At 47.9% G+C, this 18,819-nt stretch carries 12 protein-coding genes; 11 read left to right on the top strand and 1 reads right to left on the bottom strand.

Annotation, left to right across the window (positions count from 1 at the left end):
- Window positions 1-51: 51 nt before the first annotated feature.
- The 8 genes from pnp to U1I11_RS04010 all read left to right on the top strand — a co-directional run bounded on the left by pnp (window position 52) and on the right by U1I11_RS04010 (window position 13,282).
- Window positions 52-2,160 carry a polyribonucleotide nucleotidyltransferase gene (pnp, locus tag U1I11_RS03975; RefSeq protein ID WP_322903993.1) on the top strand — a complete coding sequence of 703 codons (2,109 nt, stop codon included), beginning with the start codon at window positions 52-54 and terminating at the stop codon, window positions 2,158-2,160.
- A 483-nt stretch (window positions 2,161-2,643) separates the two neighbouring features.
- Complete coding sequence (locus U1I11_RS03980) at window positions 2,644-3,900, top strand: M16 family metallopeptidase (RefSeq protein WP_322903995.1); 1,257 nt, start codon at window positions 2,644-2,646, stop codon at window positions 3,898-3,900.
- Window positions 3,887-4,345, top strand: a complete 459-nt coding sequence (gene dut, locus U1I11_RS03985) for a dUTP diphosphatase (protein WP_322903997.1) — start codon at window positions 3,887-3,889, stop codon at window positions 4,343-4,345. Before U1I11_RS03980 ends, dut begins: the two co-directional genes overlap by 14 nt.
- A gap of 306 nt (window positions 4,346-4,651) precedes the next feature.
- Window positions 4,652-5,698 (top strand): aspartate-semialdehyde dehydrogenase, encoded by a 1,047-nt coding sequence (locus U1I11_RS03990; RefSeq protein ID WP_322903998.1) that lies wholly within the window; start codon window positions 4,652-4,654, stop codon window positions 5,696-5,698.
- 15 nt (window positions 5,699-5,713) lie between these two features.
- The gene (dapG, locus tag U1I11_RS03995) at window positions 5,714-6,955 is read left to right on the top strand and encodes an aspartate kinase (protein WP_322904000.1); all 1,242 of its coding nucleotides are present in this window, start codon (window positions 5,714-5,716) and stop codon (window positions 6,953-6,955) included.
- 48 nt (window positions 6,956-7,003) lie between these two features.
- Window positions 7,004-7,879 carry a 4-hydroxy-tetrahydrodipicolinate synthase gene (gene dapA / locus U1I11_RS04000; RefSeq protein ID WP_322904002.1) on the top strand — a complete coding sequence of 292 codons (876 nt, stop codon included), beginning with the start codon at window positions 7,004-7,006 and terminating at the stop codon, window positions 7,877-7,879.
- Between the two features lie 591 nt (window positions 7,880-8,470).
- Window positions 8,471-10,153 (top strand): ribonuclease J, encoded by a 1,683-nt coding sequence (locus U1I11_RS04005; RefSeq protein WP_322904003.1) that lies wholly within the window; start codon window positions 8,471-8,473, stop codon window positions 10,151-10,153.
- A gap of 213 nt (window positions 10,154-10,366) precedes the next feature.
- Window positions 10,367-13,282 (top strand): FtsK/SpoIIIE family DNA translocase, encoded by a 2,916-nt coding sequence (locus U1I11_RS04010; protein ID WP_322904004.1) that lies wholly within the window; start codon window positions 10,367-10,369, stop codon window positions 13,280-13,282.
- Between the two features lie 403 nt (window positions 13,283-13,685).
- Here the strand turns inward: U1I11_RS04010 and U1I11_RS04015 are convergent, their stop codons facing one another.
- Window positions 13,686-14,771, bottom strand: coding sequence for a stalk domain-containing protein (locus tag U1I11_RS04015; protein WP_322904006.1), 1,086 nt, complete (start codon window positions 14,769-14,771; stop codon window positions 13,686-13,688).
- Between the two features lie 623 nt (window positions 14,772-15,394).
- Here U1I11_RS04015 and yfmF point away from each other — a divergent pair.
- The 3 genes from yfmF to ymfI are packed head-to-tail and all read left to right on the top strand — an operon-like array spanning window position 15,395 to window position 18,732.
- The gene (gene yfmF / locus U1I11_RS04020; protein ID WP_416235582.1) at window positions 15,395-16,675 is read left to right on the top strand and encodes an EF-P 5-aminopentanol modification-associated protein YfmF; all 1,281 of its coding nucleotides are present in this window, start codon (window positions 15,395-15,397) and stop codon (window positions 16,673-16,675) included.
- Window positions 16,676-16,678: 3 nt separating this feature from the next.
- On the top strand, window positions 16,679-17,962 hold the full coding sequence (yfmH, locus tag U1I11_RS04025) for an EF-P 5-aminopentanol modification-associated protein YfmH (protein WP_322904008.1): 1,284 nt from the start codon (window positions 16,679-16,681) through the stop codon (window positions 17,960-17,962).
- Window positions 17,959-18,732 carry an elongation factor P 5-aminopentanone reductase gene (ymfI, locus tag U1I11_RS04030; RefSeq protein WP_322904010.1) on the top strand — a complete coding sequence of 258 codons (774 nt, stop codon included), beginning with the start codon at window positions 17,959-17,961 and terminating at the stop codon, window positions 18,730-18,732. Before yfmH ends, ymfI begins: the two co-directional genes overlap by 4 nt.
- The last annotated feature ends 87 nt before the right edge of the window (window positions 18,733-18,819 follow it).

Here is an 18,819-nt window from a genome sequence, read left to right on the forward strand (position 1 = left end):
AATTGGAAGCTGATTATAGAATAGTAGGATGACCTAAAAAGGAGGAATTTCATGGAACAGCGCGTTGAAATGCAGCTCGGAGGCAGAACTCTCGTACTGGAAACTGGCCGTCTGGCTAAACAGGCGAATGCAGCAGTAATGGTACGATACGGTGACACTGCGGTGCTTTGTACCGTAACCGCATCTTCCGAACCGAAAGATTTGGACTTTTTCCCACTTACCGTAAACTATGAAGAAAAGCTGTATGCCGTAGGTAAAATTCCCGGTGGATTTATTAAGCGTGAAGGCAGACCGAGCGAAAAGGCGATTTTGGCAAGCCGTCTGACTGACCGTCCGATCCGTCCACTGTTTCCGGAAGGTTTCCGGAACGATGTACAGGTAGCCAACTATGTGATGAGCGTAGAGCAGGATTGCGAACCGCAAATCGCTGCGATGATCGGTACTTCCGCTGCACTGAGCATTTCCGATGTTCCGTTTGACGGTCCAATCGGTGGCGTAGCTGTAGGCCGTGTAGATGGCGAATTTGTCATTAACCCGACCGTTGCGCAACAAGAAGTGAGTGAAATGTACCTCGTTGTTGCCGGTACACGCGATGCGATTATGATGGTGGAAGCGGAAGCGAATGAGCTGCCGGAAGAAATTATGCTGGAAGCTATTATGTTCGGTCATTCCGAAATTCAAAATATTATCGCTACGATCGAGGAACTGACTGCGTTAGCAGGCAAGCCGAAGATGGCAGTGAAACTGCATACAGTCGATGCCGATGTGAACACAGCGGTGCGTGCATTTGCCGAAGCACGTCTAGTCGATGCATTGAAAATTGCTGAGAAACAAGCTCGTCAGGAAGCGATTGACGTCGTGAACAACGATGCGGTTGCTCATTTTGCAGAGCAATATGCTGAAACACCTGACTTGATGGATGATGTCAAAGAAGTGCTGCACGATATTGTCAAAGAAGAAGTGCGTCGTCTGATCACCCATGATAAAGTGCGTCCAGACGGACGTAAGCTGGAGGAGATTCGTCCGATCGAATGTGATGCGAATCTGCTGCCACGTACACACGGTTCCGGTCTGTTTACCCGTGGTCAAACACAAGTACTGAGCATTTGTACATTAGGCGCACTCGGTGATGTACAGATTCTCGACGGTATCGCACCAGAAGAATCGAAACGCTTTATGCACCATTATAACTTCCCGCCATTCAGTGTTGGTGAAGCTCGTCCGCTGCGTCCTCCAGGTCGTCGCGAAATCGGTCACGGTGCGCTCGGTGAGCGGGCAATGTCCAAAGTTATTCCTTCGGAAAAAGAATTCCCATACACGATTCGCGTCGTATCCGAAGTGATTGAATCGAATGGTTCGACGTCGCAAGCAAGTATTTGCGCAAGCATACTGGCGATGATGGACGCTGGCGTTCCGATCAAAGCACCTGTAGCAGGGATTGCAATGGGTCTGATCAAAGACGGTGAGCATGTATCGATTTTGAGCGATATTCAAGGGATGGAAGATCATCTGGGCGATATGGACTTCAAAGTAGCTGGTACAGCTGAAGGCGTAACGGCAATCCAGATGGATATTAAAATCAACGGTATCGATCGTCAGATTTTGTCCGAAGCGTTGTCACAAGCACGCGAAGGCCGTCTGCACATCTTGGGTAAAATGAATGAACTTTTGGACAAACCAAGAACAAGCCTGTCCAAATATGCACCTAAAATCGTCATCATCAACATCAATCCAGACAAAATCCGCGACGTTATCGGTCCTGGCGGCAAAATCATCAACAAAATCATCGATGAAACCGGCGTCAAAATCGATATCGAGCAAGATGGTCGCGTATTTATCGGTTCTTCGGATGAAGAAATGATTCAAAAAGCGCAAAAAATGATCGAAGACCTCGTACGTGAAGTGCTCGTTGGCGAAACGTATCTCGGTAAAGTAAAACGAATCGAGAAATTCGGCGCATTCGTTGAACTGATCCCTGGCAAAGATGGTCTCGTACACATTTCCCAGCTCTCCAACGAACGTGTGGCAAAAGTGGAAGATGTAGTCGCAATCGGTGATATGATCACCGTTAAAGTGACCGAGATCGATGGTCAAGGCCGTGTAAACTTGTCCCGCAAAGTGCTGCTTACAGCTGACGCTGCAGAACAAGCCAAATCGTAAACCAGCTTGTGCCATAAGGCAGAGCGGTGAAGATAGTCATACCGGATCGCTAGGTTGGGCGACGGCTTGAACTATAGCTGTCTCCGTGCCTAACATCCTTAACTTTATAACAATATGAGCAAAAGAGTCAGATTTATTCTGTCTCTTTTTTCATTTTTAGCTGCTTGGAAGTTAGGGCATGTACGCACACTGAGCGTGTCGGGGCATTAGCTAATCCAACATCTTTTTTTTAAATAAACCTATTAATACAAATAATTAACATCCAGAACGACCCAAATTATTTGTATTATAAAAACAAGTTTTTGCAGTTCATAACACTTTCTTTCTATATAAAATACAAGAGTAATCTACTAAAATAGAGCATCAATAAAGCATCACGAACCGACTCCATCCGACAAAACCGTGTCAAACCGCAATCATGCTTGAGCACGGTTGCATATTCTGTTAGGATAGGAATGCATTTATCGATTAGGAGGCCCATCCATGGAACGGATACAATTAAATAACGGTTTGCGAATCGTTATGGAAAAAATGCCGACCTTCCGTTCTGTCACATTTGGAATCTGGATCAAAACCGGTTCCCGTAACGAAAATTTAGTGACAAACGGAATTTCGCATTTTATAGAGCATATGTTATTCAAAGGCACACAGCGTTTTGACGCGAAAAAGATCGCTGAAATCTTCGATGGCATCGGCGGGAATGTGAATGCATTTACGAGCAAGGAATATACATGCTTTTATGCTAAAGTGCTGGACGAGCATTTGGAGATTGCGCTCGATATTTTGTCGGATATGTTTTTCAACTCGCTGCTTGATCCGGAAGAATTAGGGCGCGAGAAAAATGTCATTTTGGAAGAAATCGCTATGTATGAAGACGATCCCGACGATCTGGTGCATGACTTAGCTACGGTCGCGTCATATGGCAATCATCCGCTAGCGTATCCGATTCTCGGTACAGCCGAGCGTCTTGAACCGATGGGACCGGATCAGTTGCGTCTATTTATGAAAGACCGGTATACGGTTGAAAATACAGTCATTAGCGTCGCTGGCAATATCGATGAGCGGCTTGTGCCATTGCTGGAAAAATATTTTGGCGGCTTCGATGTACACGGCGCGGAACAACAACTGATCGCACCCGAATTTAAAGGCGAACTTGTATTCCATAAGAAAAAAACGGAGCAAAATCATATCTGCCTGAACTTCCCAGGTGGTAAAATAGATGATCCACGATATTATGCGATGGTACTGCTCAACAATGCACTCGGCGGCGGGATGAGCTCACGCCTGTTTCAGGAAATTCGCGAAAAGCGCGGACTTGCCTATTCGGTCTACTCGTATTATACCGCTCATGCGGACAGCGGATTGTTCACGATTTATGCAGGCACAACGCCAAAACAGACGAAAGATGTATTCGAACTGACGCATAATTTGCTGCATGATCTGAAACAAAATGGGCTGACCGAGCACGAATTGGAGCAAGGCAAGCAGCAGCTGAAAGGCAGTCTAATCTTAAGTTTGGAAAGCACAAGCAGCTTGATGAACCGTCTGGGCAAAAATGAAATTATGCTGCGTCAGCACGATACGGTCGATGAGACGATCGATTATATCGAGCAGGTGAGCATGGACGATATCCGCTCCGTCATTGACGATATGTTTGCCGAGCCGTATGCGCTGGCGATGGTCGGTACGTCCGATAAAAGCATTGCAAATGTAAGGAGAGATGAACTTGTCCACTACTAGTATTACGGTCGAAATTCAAACTTTACCTAATCACGAAGGATTGGAACTGCCACGCAAAATGTCCGAGCAAGCATCAGGCTACGATCTGTATGCTGCGGTCGAAGCGCCGCTCGTACTGCAACCGGGCGAGCGTGCGCTTGTGCCGACCGGGTTGGCGCTGGCGATGCCTGCCGGGTTAGAAGCGCAAATTCGTCCACGCAGTGGTCTGGCGTTTAAACATGGCATTACATGTTTGAACACACCGGGCACGATCGATGCCGATTATCGCGGCGAGCTCAAAGTGCTACTAATCAATCTCGGTCAGGAAGCATTTGCGATCGCCCGTGGTGAACGGATTGCCCAGATGGTATTCCAGCTTGTGCCGGATACGGAGCTTGTGCAAGTAAGCGAGCTGTCCGAGACGGTGCGCGGAGCGGGCGGTTTCGGTCATACCGGCACCAAATAAGCGGTGACATCAAAGCTGAATGGCAGCGTGATCCAGCTTTCGTTTGGCATGGATGATGTCGGATAAACAGCTGTTAGCGGCGGTGCAAACGAACTAAAGTATCATTGCTTGATATTACCGCATTAAAACTTTTCTGCAAAACAGTTGAAAGAAATAACAGGGAATGATATCATTTCTACAATTATTGCAGGATACTGAAATTCATTTCCGGTCGCTCTGACCGGTGGGAGGGTTGCGGTGGTCTGAATGGGGCCGCCGTTTGTGCATGATGCGCACCCTGCAAAATCGAAGGGGAGAAGATGCTGGATGTCCAATCAATTCTTTAATGTGGCTGTCGTGGGAGCGACAGGAGCAGTAGGTCAACAGATTGTAAGATTGCTGGAGGAGCGCGATTTCCCGGTGAAAACGCTGAAGCTTCTGTCATCGGCGCGTTCGGCTGGCAAGAAGGTTCTGTTTAAAGGTTCGGAAGTTACCGTGGAAGAAGCGACGCCGGATAGCTTTGCCGGTGTGGACATTGCCCTGTTTAGCGCAGGTGGTGATATTAGTAAGGCGCTTGCTCCGCATGCGGTTCGTCATGGCGCTGTATGTATCGATAATACGAATGCTTACCGGATGGACCCGGATACACCGCTGATCGTACCGGAAGTGAATGCGCATCGTATTGCTGATCACAAAGGCATTATCGCCAATCCAAACTGCTCTACGATCCAGATGGTTGCTGCACTGAAGCCTCTGCAAGATCGCTATGGCATCGATCGTATTATCGCGTCGACGTACCAAGCGGTATCCGGTGCTGGTAATCAGGCAATTGAAGAATTGAAACGTCAAAGCCAGGCTGTATTGTCAGGTGAAGACGTACAACCGGACATTTTGCCGGTTGGTGCACTGCCGGTGAAGCATCAGATCGCCTTCAATGCGATTCCTCAAATCGATAAATTTCAGGATAACGGCTATACATTGGAAGAAATGAAAATGGTACGGGAAACGAAAAAAATCATGGAAGATGACTCCATCAAAGTCACTACAACATGCGTACGAATCCCGGTCGTATACGGACATTCGGAGTCGGTATATGTGGAACTCAAACAGGACGCTGATCTGGACGAAGTGAAACAGCTTCTGCAACATGCGCCGGGTATTACACTGGTGGATGATCCATCCAACCAAGCTTACCCGCTGGCAACGGAAGCAGCCGGTCAAAACGACGTATTTGTCGGTCGTTTGCGCCGCGATCTGGACAATCCGCGTGCATTTAACATGTGGATCGTATCGGATAATCTGCTCAAAGGTGCAGCATGGAACGCTGTTCAAATCGCTGAGATCATCGCCGCAAAAACAGCAGTTAATAGCTAACGGAGGCGTGTGGTCATGACGACCTTATTGCAAAAAACAACCAACATACTTGTACAAAAATTTGGCGGTACATCGCTCTCGACGCCAGAAGCGCGTGAGCATGTGCTGCGGCATATTAAACGCGAGCTTGCCCGGCAGGTCAAGCTCGTTGTTGTGGTATCCGCAATGGGTCGCAAAGGCGATCCTTACGCTACCGATACATTGCTGGACAGCACCGCCCAAAATGGCAGTGTTCCGTCCGCACGTGAGCGCGATCTGCTTATGGGCTGTGGAGAGATCATTTCAGCGGTTAATCTGAGCGGCATGCTCGTTCGTGAAGGCATCCCATCTGTTGCTTTAACCGGTGCACAGGCAGGTTTTATTACCGATGATAATTTTGGCAATGCACGCATTTTGACGATTCGTCCGGAGCGTGTTTTGCGTGAATTGGAAGCAGGCAAAGTTGTAATCGTAACCGGTTTCCAAGGTCAGACCGAACAAGGTGATTTGACGACGCTTGGACGCGGTGGTAGCGATACATCCGCAACGGCTCTTGGCGCGGCGTTGCATGCGAATATGGTCGATATTTATACTGATGTTGAAGGCATTTTGACAGCTGATCCACGTATCGTCGAGGATGCTAAGCCGCTTGCTTTTGTCAGCTATAACGAGATTTGCAATATGGCGCACCAAGGTGCCAAAGTGATTCATCCGCGCGCGGTTGAGATTGCGATGCAAGCACAGGTGCCGGTACGTGTTCGTTCCACTTTTGCCGAGACGGAAGGTACGCTTGTTACCCGTCCGGATCAATTTGTCGATTCGCCAGGTGGCGTTGTGGATCGTTTTGTCACCGGGATTACTTATATGAACAATGTAACGCAAATTACCGTGACCGAGCAGGAAGGCATTACTAATCTGTCGCTGCAAGTGTTTGAAGCGATGGCGGATAACCGCATCAGTGTCGATTTTATTAACGTAACCCCGCATGGCGCGGTATATACCGTATTGGATAGTGAAGCAGAGCGTGCAACTGCACTGCTGCAATCGATGGGACTGCAACCGACCAGCTTGAACGGTTGTGCTAAAGTTTCGGTTGTCGGTGGTGGAATTAACGGTGTGCCAGGCATTATGGCACGCATCGTTGCCGCTTTGACCGGACAGGGAATCACCATCCTTCAGTCGGCAGACTCCAATACGACCATCTGGGTGCTTGTCAAGAAAGAAGATATGGTGGCGGCGGTTCGCGCGCTGCATAACCAGTTTGAACTGCACCTATAATCTGACCAAGTTCTGCGGGAAGCATCCCGTATTGAAGGAGGAACAACATTGGTAGACTTCGGAAGACTGATTACGGCGATGGTCACACCTTTTAACGATCAAGATGAGATCGACTGGGATGTAACAGCCCGTTTAATTGATTATTTAATCGAAGAACAAAAGTCTGAATCGCTCGTCATCTGTGGTACGACTGGTGAATCACCGACACTAACGGATGAAGAAAAGCTCGACATGTTCCGTTTTGCGGTCAAACATGCAGCCGGACGATGTAAAATTATCGCCGGCACAGGCAGCAACAATACGAAGCACTCGATCCACCTGACCCGCGAGGCATCCAAGCTGGGGGTGGACGGGCTGCTGCTCGTCGTACCGTATTACAACAAGCCGAATCAGGCAGGTCTGTATCAGCATTTCAAAGCGATTGCCGCAGCGACCGAGCTGCCGGTCATTTTGTACAATGTGCCTGGACGTACTGTAACTTGTCTGTCTTCTGAGACGACATTGCAGCTGGCACAGATTAGCAATATTGTAGCGACCAAAGAATGCGCGTCGATCGATCAAGTAACCGAGATTGCTGCTGGTGCGCCGGAAGGATTCCGCATTTATTCCGGTGAAGATGCGACTGGTTTTGCGGCGATTACAGTCGGTGCGCACGGCATTATTAGCGTCGCCAGTCATGTCGTCGGTCAAAAAATGCACGATATGATCCACTCGTATGTCAATGGAGATGTGACACAAGCCGCGCGCATTAATCAGCAATTGTTGCCATTGTTCAAAGGGCTATTTGCTTGCCCTGACCCGTTGCCCAATCCATCGGCTGTCAAATATGCACTGTGTACACGCGGATACGGTAATGGCGATGTACGTTTGCCGCTGATCGGCCCATCTGAAGCACAGCGTCAATTTATTCAAGCTTTGTTGTAAAAGTCGGTTAGTGAGCAACTGCTGCTTTCCAGTAGATATGCACACTGTACCGTAGCAATGCAGCACAGCGGCATAATTATATAACTTCGTTTGCATACAATGCACTCTTTTATGCACATTCAAACGCCGGCAGGCGGGGTAATGGGCATGGAGGGGTGCATTTTTGCGTATAAAACGATCGTTAAAGCGATAGTATGGAAGGGGTGATTAAGGATTTGCAACCCCCTATTAGCTTAATATGAAAAGGTTTTACTAGCGTGCAAGACGAGGTTTCAAACATGACTTGTGTTTTTGTTTTTTAATCATGTATAATATTCTTAAGTGACTGGGTGCGGTATAAAAAAGTAATATGTATTTGCTGGTAGAATTCTTTGTCAGGCAGAGGTTCGTGACATCGGCAAATCATGCAAGAAGTTGAAACATTCGGATGCTGGTTTCTTGCATACTTGAACTGGCAATTGCCGGTTTGTATTGTTATAGCCAACATATGCGATTTGTTTGATTAGTGATTGTCTATGTAAAAGAAAACCAGGCGATTTTGTTTATAAATATGAAAACGACGTCCAACAATTATAGGAGGTATAGATTCCATTGTCCAAGAAAAACACAAATAACGAAAAACTGACGATCTTTGCGCTGGGCGGCGTCGGTGAAATTGGTAAAAATATGTATGTCATTCAGTATGCAAATGACATTGTCGTAGTCGATTCAGGCTTGAAATTCCCGGAAGAAGATATGCTGGGAATTGATATGGTCATTCCGGATATTTCCTATTTGACTGAAAACCGTGATAAAGTGCGCGGCATTTTGTTAACACACGGTCATGAAGACCATATTGGCGGCTTGCCGTATGTGTTAAAACATCTTAATGTACCTGTCTATGGCACACGCCTGACGATGGGACTCGTTGAAAATAAGCTCAAAGAAGCAAATCTGCTTGGCGAAACGAAACGTATTCTCATTCATGAGGATTCCGAAGTGAAGCTTGGCAACACCATCACTGCTACATTTTTCCGTACCAATCACAGTATTCCGGATTCTGTAGGTGTCTGCCTGGCTACCCCGGAAGGAAACGTTGTGCATACGGGTGACTTTAAGTTTGATCATACACCGGTCAACAATGAATTTGCCAATTTGCAACGTATGGCTGAAATCGGTGCCAAAGGCGTACTCGCTCTGTTATCAGACAGTACGAACGCGGATCGTCCAGGCTATACACCTTCCGAGAAAACGGTTGGAATCGTGCTGGAAGATATTTTCCGCAAGTCTCCACAGCGCGTCGTTGTGGCAACGTTTGCTTCCAACGTACACCGGATTCAGCAGGTCGTTAATGCTGCGGCAGCAACCGGACGCAAAATAACGGTTATCGGACGCAGTATGGTTAATGTCGTAGGCATTGCCAGTGATCTCGGTTATTTGGACATTCCGGATGGCATGCTGATCGAGCCGGAAGAAGTGAACAAAATGGCAGCCGATCGTGTCGTTATTTTGTCGACTGGTAGCCAGGGCGAGCCGATGTCTGCATTGACACGGATGGCACGCTCTACGCATCGTAAAGTTGATATTTTGCCGGGCGATAGCGTTATTATCGCAGCAACACCGGTACCTGGTAATGAAAAATATATCGGTCGTACGATCGATGAACTGTTCCGTCTTGGTGCTAACGTATATTATAGTGGCGCAAACCCTGGTGTTCACGTATCTGGTCACGGTTCACAGGAAGAACTGAAGCTGATGCTCAACCTAATGAAACCGAAATTTTTTATCCCGATCCACGGTGAATACCGGATGCAGCGCAGACATGCGATGCTCGGTGAAGCTACCGGCGTTGATCCAGACAACATCTTTATCGTCGATATCGGGGATACCGTTGAAATTCATAACGGTTCCGCACGCAAAGCCGGCAAAGTCACTTCCGGTAACGTGCTGATCGATGGTTTGGGTGTAGGTGATGTTGGTAATATCGTACTGCGCGATCGTAAGCTGCTGTCGCAAGACGGTATTATGGTCGTTGTGGTGACGCTGAGCAAGCAAAATGGTCAGATCGTATCCGGACCCGACATTATCTCACGCGGATTTGTGTATGTTCGTGAATCGGAAGGACTGCTGGACGAAGCGAACCGCATCGTGACTAGCACATTGCAGCGCCTGATGAGCGAAAACGTAAACGAGTGGGCTTCCCTGAAAACAAGCGTTAAAGACGCGCTTGGCCGTTTCCTGTATGAGCAAACACGCCGCAGACCGATGATTTTGCCAATCATTATGGAAGTGTAAGCATATGACCGATACGGTCAAACTATGCTTTTTGAATAATAGGTAAGGGCAACCAGTCGCCCCTGATTTTCCGCATGGTATATTGGACGGTCCCATGCGGGGAACAGGGGTTTTGTTTTGATGTAGCATTGTTTACTGTTCGCATTATGGCTTGAAAAGGCGAACGCAAATGTGAGCAAATATGCTATAATAACACATCGGAGGTGGTAACAGATGGCTAAACCGAAAGCAACCGAGAAAAAGCGTACACCAGCCAAAACGACCCGGAAGCCCTCGCCATCTGCTGCGCGGAAGCCAGCGCAACCGAAACGAAAAACATCATCAACGAATGCAGGCACATCAACACGTAAACGCAAAGCGAATGCCCCTGCGCTTGGCTTGCTAAAATCTGAAATTTACGGCATTTTGTTGATTACGTTGTCGGTTATTGCTCTGTCACGACAGGCGGCGGTCGGGCAATTTTTGTATTACATAAGTTCGTTTATTTTGGGCAAAGTATATTTTGTATTGCCGCTTGCCGGTATTTATATCGGTTTGATGACGATGTTGCGCCAGCGCTGGGCGAACGGTTGGACTAGTCGTACGAGCGGATTAGTGCTACTTGTATGCGCATTTACGTTAATGAGCATTTTGATCAACGTACCGGAGTCACAGCTTGAAGCGCTACCGGCAAGACAGGCGGCAGGCGGGTATGTAGGTGCAGTACAAATGTGGCTGTTACTCATGTTGTTCGGTGTGACCGTAACGAAGCTGGTGACGGCGGTTATGCTCGTCATTAGCCTTATGCTCATTACCCGTATGTCGCTTGTGCAGCTGATGGAGCACGGACGTGCTATCATAGCACGAATCGGCACCGCTACGCGTCAGCAGTGGCTAGCTTCCCGCGAAGCGATCGCTGAACGGCGCCAGGAGCGTGAGCTGGAACAACAGGCTGCCGAAGCGGAAGCGGCATTGCACGAGGCGGAATCGCTACACGAAGAAGATGACGCGTCTACACGTAGTCAAGGTCTGCTCGCTTGGCTGCGCCGGGAAAGAGGCGCACAATTGGAAGTGGACGATATCGCTGCCGAGGACGCTTTGTCTGCTGAAGCGACTGAGCGCATACGAAGCACGCGTAGCAGAACGTCACGCAAGTCCGAATGGGATGAGACAGCAGCAATAGCGGGGGAACGATATGAAGTGGGTTTTGATACTAAACAGTCTGCTGTAACCGATCCCGCTCACAGCGATATTCATAACGATTTGTTTGATAATGTGCCTGTTGGAGCCGTTTCACCAGCCGCTGGTGAAGCGGGTATAACAGCTGGCACAGGAAGTGCAACGGCAATAGCGACTAGTGTGCTTGATACCGACCGGACACCGATTATTCGTGACTTTTTTGAACAAATTCGTTCGGAGCAATCGGTTCATAGCGATGATGTTACCGAAACAGCAGGGCAATCGGCTAGTGATATAACATTTGTCGAGGCAACGAACGGAAGTGTAGCTCATAATACGGTGTTAGAATTAGAGGCTCGGCAGCCGGTATCGGGCATCGATATCGCTTCGGCACAACAGGATGGAGTCGTACAGCAAGACGCTGAGCGCGTATCTGGCATGATAGATAACGTAGATGCAACTGCTGTTGCTGCGTCTGCTATATCGACAGCACAGCCCGGTACAGCAGCTACCGATGCACTGATAGCGGAAACACCGCCTCCACCGAAGCCGTATCGTTTGCCGCCATTTAGCTTGTTAGCAAAGCCGCAGGTAAACAGCAATGCGGCTGATCAGAACGATTATATGCAAATTGCCCGCAAGCTGGAAACGACGCTGGAAAGCTTTGGCGTGCGCGCAAAAGTGCTGGAAGTTGTGCGCGGGCCTGCTGTAACACGCTATGAAATTCAGCCGGATGTTGGGGTGAAAGTAAGCCGGATTGTTGGCTTGACCGATGATATCGCACTAGCGCTAGCAGCCAAAGATATACGGATGGAAGCGCCCATCCCAGGCAAATCCGCGATCGGGATTGAAGTACCTAACAATGAAGTGGCGATGGTGACGATGCGTGAAGTGATGGAAACGCAAGTGTTCCACGAGTCTGAAGCGCGTCTGTCAATTGCATTTGGACGCGATATTGCCGGGCAGACGATTATCGGCAATCTGGCAAAAATGCCCCATCTGCTCGTTGCCGGAGCGACCGGTTCCGGTAAATCGGTCTGTATTAACGGCATTATTACGAGCATTTTGTACAAAGCTAAACCGGATGAAGTTAAGTTTCTCATGGTCGATCCGAAGATGGTCGAATTGAATATTTACAACGGTATTCCGCATTTGCTCGCACCGGTTGTGACCGATCCGCGTCGTGCTTCACTAGCACTGAAAAAAATCGTCGTCGAAATGGAAAAACGTTACGATCTATTTTCCAAATCAGGCACACGCAATATGGAAGGGTACAACAATCTCGTTAAAGATAATCCGGCTGCCGTATTGCCGTATATTGTCGTCATTGTCGATGAGCTTGCCGATTTGATGATGGTGGCAGCCGGTGATGTGGAAGACGCGATTGCCCGTCTTGCCCAGATGGCACGGGCAGCAGGTATTCATTTGATTATCGCAACCCAGCGTCCATCGGTCGATGTTATTACCGGTGTGATCAAGGCAAATATTCCGTCACGAATCGCCTTTGGCGTATCGTCACAGATTGACTCGCGGACGATTCTCGATATGGGCGGAGCCGAGAAGTTGCTTGGACGTGGTGATATGCTGTTTATGCCGGTTGGTGCTTCAAAGCCGGTACGTGTGCAAGGCGCATTTATGTCGGATCAGGAAGTGGAAGCGATCGTTAATTACTGCCGTGATCAAGGAGAAGCACAGTATAACGAAGATATCGTGCCAGAGATCGATGATGCTGTCACAACGATCGAGGAACAAAAAGATGAACTGTTTGATCAGGCGGTGCAAATTGTCGTTGAAGCTAAACAAGCTTCTGTATCGCTGCTACAACGCCGAATGCGGGTCGGTTATACCCGGGCGGCACGCCTGATCGATTCATTGGAAGCGCACGGTATCGTCGGCCCATACGAAGGCAGCAAGCCGCGCGAAGTGCTTGTATCGCCTGAACAATATCATCAGATCGGTACAGGCAGCTAAAGCGGCACGTAAACAGACGATGTTGTTTATTTGGGCAGGCAAACTTATGTTTATTCGTCTATGTAGAGACAATAGAACATAGGCATTTGTAATCGGTGTTTGAGCTGTGCGGTAGCTCATTGTCTGTTATATAGCAGCATGCTCGCAATTTATGTTTGCATATGATGCTGTCAACGATCGTTAGCTGTTGCTGATGATCTTTCTTTTTTTATCTACCAAATAACAAACACAAATGATCAAACATACAATAGCAATCATGGAACAGCAACAGCAAACAGCAATATAAAACCAATAAACAAACAACACCCTCGTAGACTTTACAAATAAAGCTACGAGGGTGTTGTATACGTTTAGCGTATAGATGGAATCCAGCACGGTGGCATGGCTTATTGACAACGAATAATTAGTTATAACGCTTCAAAATGCTGGAACGGTTGCTGCTGTCGTATACAAAGCCGTAAATCTTTTTGCCCATATTGCTATAAGCGGCATCGATATCGGCAGCGATACTGCTCATCAGGCTCGTGCCTTGATTGTCAGTTAGCAAATTCCAATCGCTTTTGTTCGCATAGACGCGGAATACGATTTCTTCATCGTTATCGTTGGAAAGCTCAATGCTTAGCTTAATATTGCGATAAGTGCCATAATCATTGTTCAAGTTTTTTTGTACAGTAGCGAGATCAACATTCGAACTGATAATGACGCTATTGCTGTTGTTCACTGTAAAGCCCATCAGCTTAGTTGAGTTTTTGTTGTAGACGGTACCGCTAATCGTAGCGGTTTTGAATGTAGTGTTATCATGAATGTCATCTACGATATTTTGCAACAGCGTTCTGCGGCTTGTACTGGATGTATCGTTCCATGTACTTTCGTTAACACGAACCGATACACGAATAGCAGATTGCGTGCCTGTCAGTTCAATCACTGCACCTGTGCCTCTGTAATCGCCATAGCTGGTGTTCAGTGCGGTTTGCAGCTTCGTCATCGTGCTGCTCACATTGCCACTGCTGGAACTGCCATTGTTGGCAAGCTGGTTTTTGAGGGTCGTAATTTGAGAATTCAGGTCACTGACCTGCGCTTGCAGCTGGGAGATCGTTGTATCTTTAGACGTGCTTTGCGTGTTGGCTGTATTTAACTGCAATTGCAAACTTTGAATTTGTGCATTCAACGCATCTACCGTCGATTGCGGCACTTCTGTTTGCGTATCAGCGATCGATACCGCTTTGTCGGTATTGTTCCATGTTACTTTTTTGCCTACCGCATCGCCAAGCACACGCAACGGTACATAAGTTGTACCATTGATCATAAATGGTTCTTGAGTGGCGTCGACGGTTACCTGCTTGTTGTTGTACATCACTTTAATATTGGCATACACCGCTTTAAGCTGTTTGGTAGCGTCAGAAGCGTATGTACTGTTGGCAAAAATCGTTCCGGATACAGCCAGAGCGGACACGGCAGCGATGATCATCGGTTTTTTGTTTAGTTTCATGTTCGTTCATCGGACTCCTTTGTAATCAATTTGGATAGTGTACAATTCGTCTAATTATACTATGTCATTAGACGCGGTACAGAGACAATAGTTTCGCACCAATTTCCTAGAGATACCAATTCAGTCATCATCATGATCTTATGCGTGTACATCATGCCTATACGCCAATTGCAATAAACCGCCACTGTACTGCGGATTGCCTTGCGCATCAACATGCTCATTCGAGTCCTAATATAAGTTGTACCGGACTTGTACTGCAACAGACTAATGAGCTTGCCTACAAGCTTGAATTGAACCCAGAGTCTTGATTCTAACATAAAATACAGGCGGAATGAAATCGGCATTGTAATTGGCATGTAATCGAATAACACGATGATCGCTATCAATAAAGCGATGAATCTCCCTCACTGCAACGGTATAAGGCAGCTTGAACTTACCTTCAACTCTATGTTCAGACTATGAAAATAGACGTAAGACGATCGATGGAATAGACTGGTTTGCTTACCGGGATTGGGGTAGTATAAAATAAACGTTATGATGTATCGCGTATGTCCTCGCTACAATGATAGGACATAATAACGCAATCCGCCACCAAAATTCGTCTTGAAAAAGGGGTTTTGATATTGAATACGATAGCATTTGAACACGGCGAAATTCATGGAATCCGCGTGCATGTTATGCCAACGACGCGGTTTAAAACCTTTGCCATCTCCCTCTATTTGGGCGTGCCATTGGCAGAGGATACGGTAACACCGACAGCGTTAATTCCGTTTATTTTACGCAGAGGTAATGAAACATATCCGGAAACGACACAGTTCCGCGAAGCGCTGGAAGATATGTATGGAGCAGGTTTTGGACTGGATGTGTACAAAAAAGGCGATTACCAGCTTGTGCAACTGCGCATGGATACGATCAACGATGCATTTGTAAGCAGTGATGAGCCGCTGCTGGCGCGCAGTCTCGGTTTTCTCGGTGAAACATTAACCCGTCCGGCGTTGGAAAATGGATCGTTTCGACAAAAATATGTGCAGGCAGAGCGTGAAAATGTACGCAAGCGTCTAGAATCGATTATCGATGACAAAATCCGTTATGCGGCAGAACGCTGCATTCAGGAGATGTGCAAAGACGAGCCGTATCGTTTAAGCCCGCTCGGACGTTTGGATGCGTTAAACGAATTTGATGCTAACAATTTGTACGAATGGTATCAACAATGGCTGTCCACATGCAGTTTTGATCTATACGTCGTTGGTGATACGACGCTGGATGAAGTGCTTGGACTGGTCGCACGTCATTTCCGTCTGGAACGTGGAGCTGTTGCCAGTTATACGCCAGCAACCGCCAAACCTGCCGGTGCTGAGGTGCGTCAAGTCATCGAGCGGATGGAAGTGAGTCAGGGCAAGCTGAATATGGGGCTGCGCAATCCGATTATGTACGATGATGATCGTTATGTAGCAGCGCTGGTAGCAAATGGCATATTGGGCGGCTATCCGCATTCCAAGCTGTTTACGAATGTGCGTGAAAAGGAAAGTCTTGCTTATTATGTCGGCTCGCGTTTTGATCCGTACAAAGGCATGACGACGATTCAATCGGGCATCGAGCTGCAAAATTTTCAAAAGGCGCTTGATATTATTCGCGAGCAGCTTGCCCTGTTACAAGCAGGCGACATTAGCGAAACCGAGATCGCGCAAACAAAAGCGCTGCTGCGCAATGATCTGCTGGAATCGAATGATTCGGCGTACCAGATGATCGGTTATGATTTTAACGGCATTTTCTCTGGTAAGCAGCGTTCGCTCGATGAACTGCTGAAACAGATCGAGGCGGTAACAGCAGCTGAAATTCAAGCGGCAGCGCAATTGCTAGAGCTGGATACGATCTATTTCCTGACGGGTGAAAAGGAGGCATAAGCGATGGAAAGCATACATTATGAACGTCTGCAAGAAACGCTGTATTACGAAAAGCTGGATAACGGGCTGGAAGTTTATGTATTGCCAAAAGAAGGCTTTCAAAAAACATATGCCACCTTTGCTACACGCTACGGCTCGGTAGACAATCATTTTCAGGTGGAAGGCGGTGTGGAAGTACAAGTTCCGGACGGCATTGCCCACTTTTTGGAACATAAAATGTTTGAAGAACCGGATGGTGTAGATGTGTTTTCCAAATTTTCCGCCAACGGTGCGTCGGCTAATGCGTTTACGAGCTTTGAACAGACGGTGTATTTGTTTTCGGCGACCGAGCATATTGGCGCCAACCTCGATACGTTGCTCAACTATGTGCAAAATCCATATTTTACCGAGGACAATGTCGAGAAGGAAAAAGGCATTATCGGACAGGAAATCCAGATGTACAGCGACAATCCGGACTGGCGTGTGTATTACGGCTTGATCGAAGCGATGTATCAAAAGCATCCGGTGCGGATCGATATCGCCGGTACGATCGAATCGATTAGTGCGATCACCAAAGATACGCTGTACACCTGTTATAACACGTTTTATCATCCGTCCAATATGATGGTGTTTGTCGTGGGCGGTGTTGATGCAGCCGAGGTGATCGAGCAGGTGCGTCGCAATCAGACTGCCAAAGGCATTCCGGCACAAGGGCGCATCGATCGTTATTTTGACGATGAGCCTGTCGCTGTTGGCGAGCCGTGGCATGAGGTGAAATTGCCGGTCTCACAGCCGAAGTTTCTAATGGGCTTTAAGGAAAAAGAGGTCGGTCTGGACGGCGAACAGTTGCAGCGTCATACGCTCACAACGAAGCTAATGCTTGATTTGCTGCTCGGTAACAGTACGGCATTGTATCAAAAGCTGTACGATGAAGATTTGATCTCCGATGATTTTGGCTATGATTACTCGGCAACAGCGCAATATGCTTATTCGATGATCGGCGGCGATACGAAAGACCCTGAGCTGCTCGTGAAGCGTCTGAGAACAGAAATCGATGCGCTGGTGGAAACGGGCTTTAGTCAGGCGGCATTTGAGCGTGCGGTCGGCAAACGGATTGGCGGATATTTGCGTTCGCTGAATTCGCCGGAAAGTATCGCGCATGAGTTTATGCGTTATCGTTTTAAAAATAGCGATTTCTTCGCTGTGCTCGGTATGTACGAAGCGCTGACACTGGATGATGTGAATCGCTGCTTGCGCTCGCATATCGATTGGGAACAACTCGCTGTATCGGTCGTTGTCAGCCCATGAGTCATTTGGAATATTCCGCTGGCAGCAAGCCGTTTGCGGAGATGAATGTACTGATTACCGGAGCGAGTCGTGGCATTGGCGCTGCGATTGCGAAACGGTTCGCGCTAGCGGGTATGAATGTCATTATCCATTACCGGAGCTCGCATGAGCAAGCTAATGAAGTTGCTCGTGCGTGTCTGGAATGTGGTGTACGTGTACTGACGGTCGCTGCTGATCTGCGTGAGGTGGAGGAAATTCGCCGCATGCAGAGCAAGCTGGAGCAGCATCGGATGGAGCCGGACATACTGGTAAACAATGCCGGTCTGTCCCATTATGGCATGTTGGCAGATTTGAGCGAGCAGGAGTTTGACGATATTATAGCGGCGAATCTTAAAGCGGTATTCTTTTGCAGCCAGACGTTTATGTCGTATATGATCCGTCAACACTATGGACGCATCATTAACGTATCGAGCATATGGGGAATGACCGGCGCTTCATGCGAGGTGCTGTATTCCGCTAGCAAAGGCGGGGTCAATGCATTTACGAAGGCGCTCGCCAAAGAGCTTGCTCCGTCCGGCGTGACCGTAAATGCCGTCGCTCCGGGTGCAGTGCGTACCGATATGCTGTCTCATTTGCAGCATGAGGAAATTCGGATGCTAGAGGACGATATTCCTGCCGGTCGAATGGCGGAACCGGATGAGATCGCATCGATGGTCTATTTTTTGTCGCTGCCCGAATCGGGTTATATGACCGGACAGGTAGTAAGTCCCAATGGCGGCTGGTTAACGTAGCAGTATGATCGGCAGCAAGTGTTTACAACAACGATAGAAGCTTCTGTGCGATGCGCATATCGAAGCTTCTATTCATTGTCAGCTTCA

The sequence above is a fragment of the Paenibacillus campi genome, from assembly GCF_034659835.1.
GTDB classification, from domain to species: Bacteria; Bacillota; Bacilli; order Paenibacillales; family Paenibacillaceae; genus Saccharibacillus; species Saccharibacillus campi.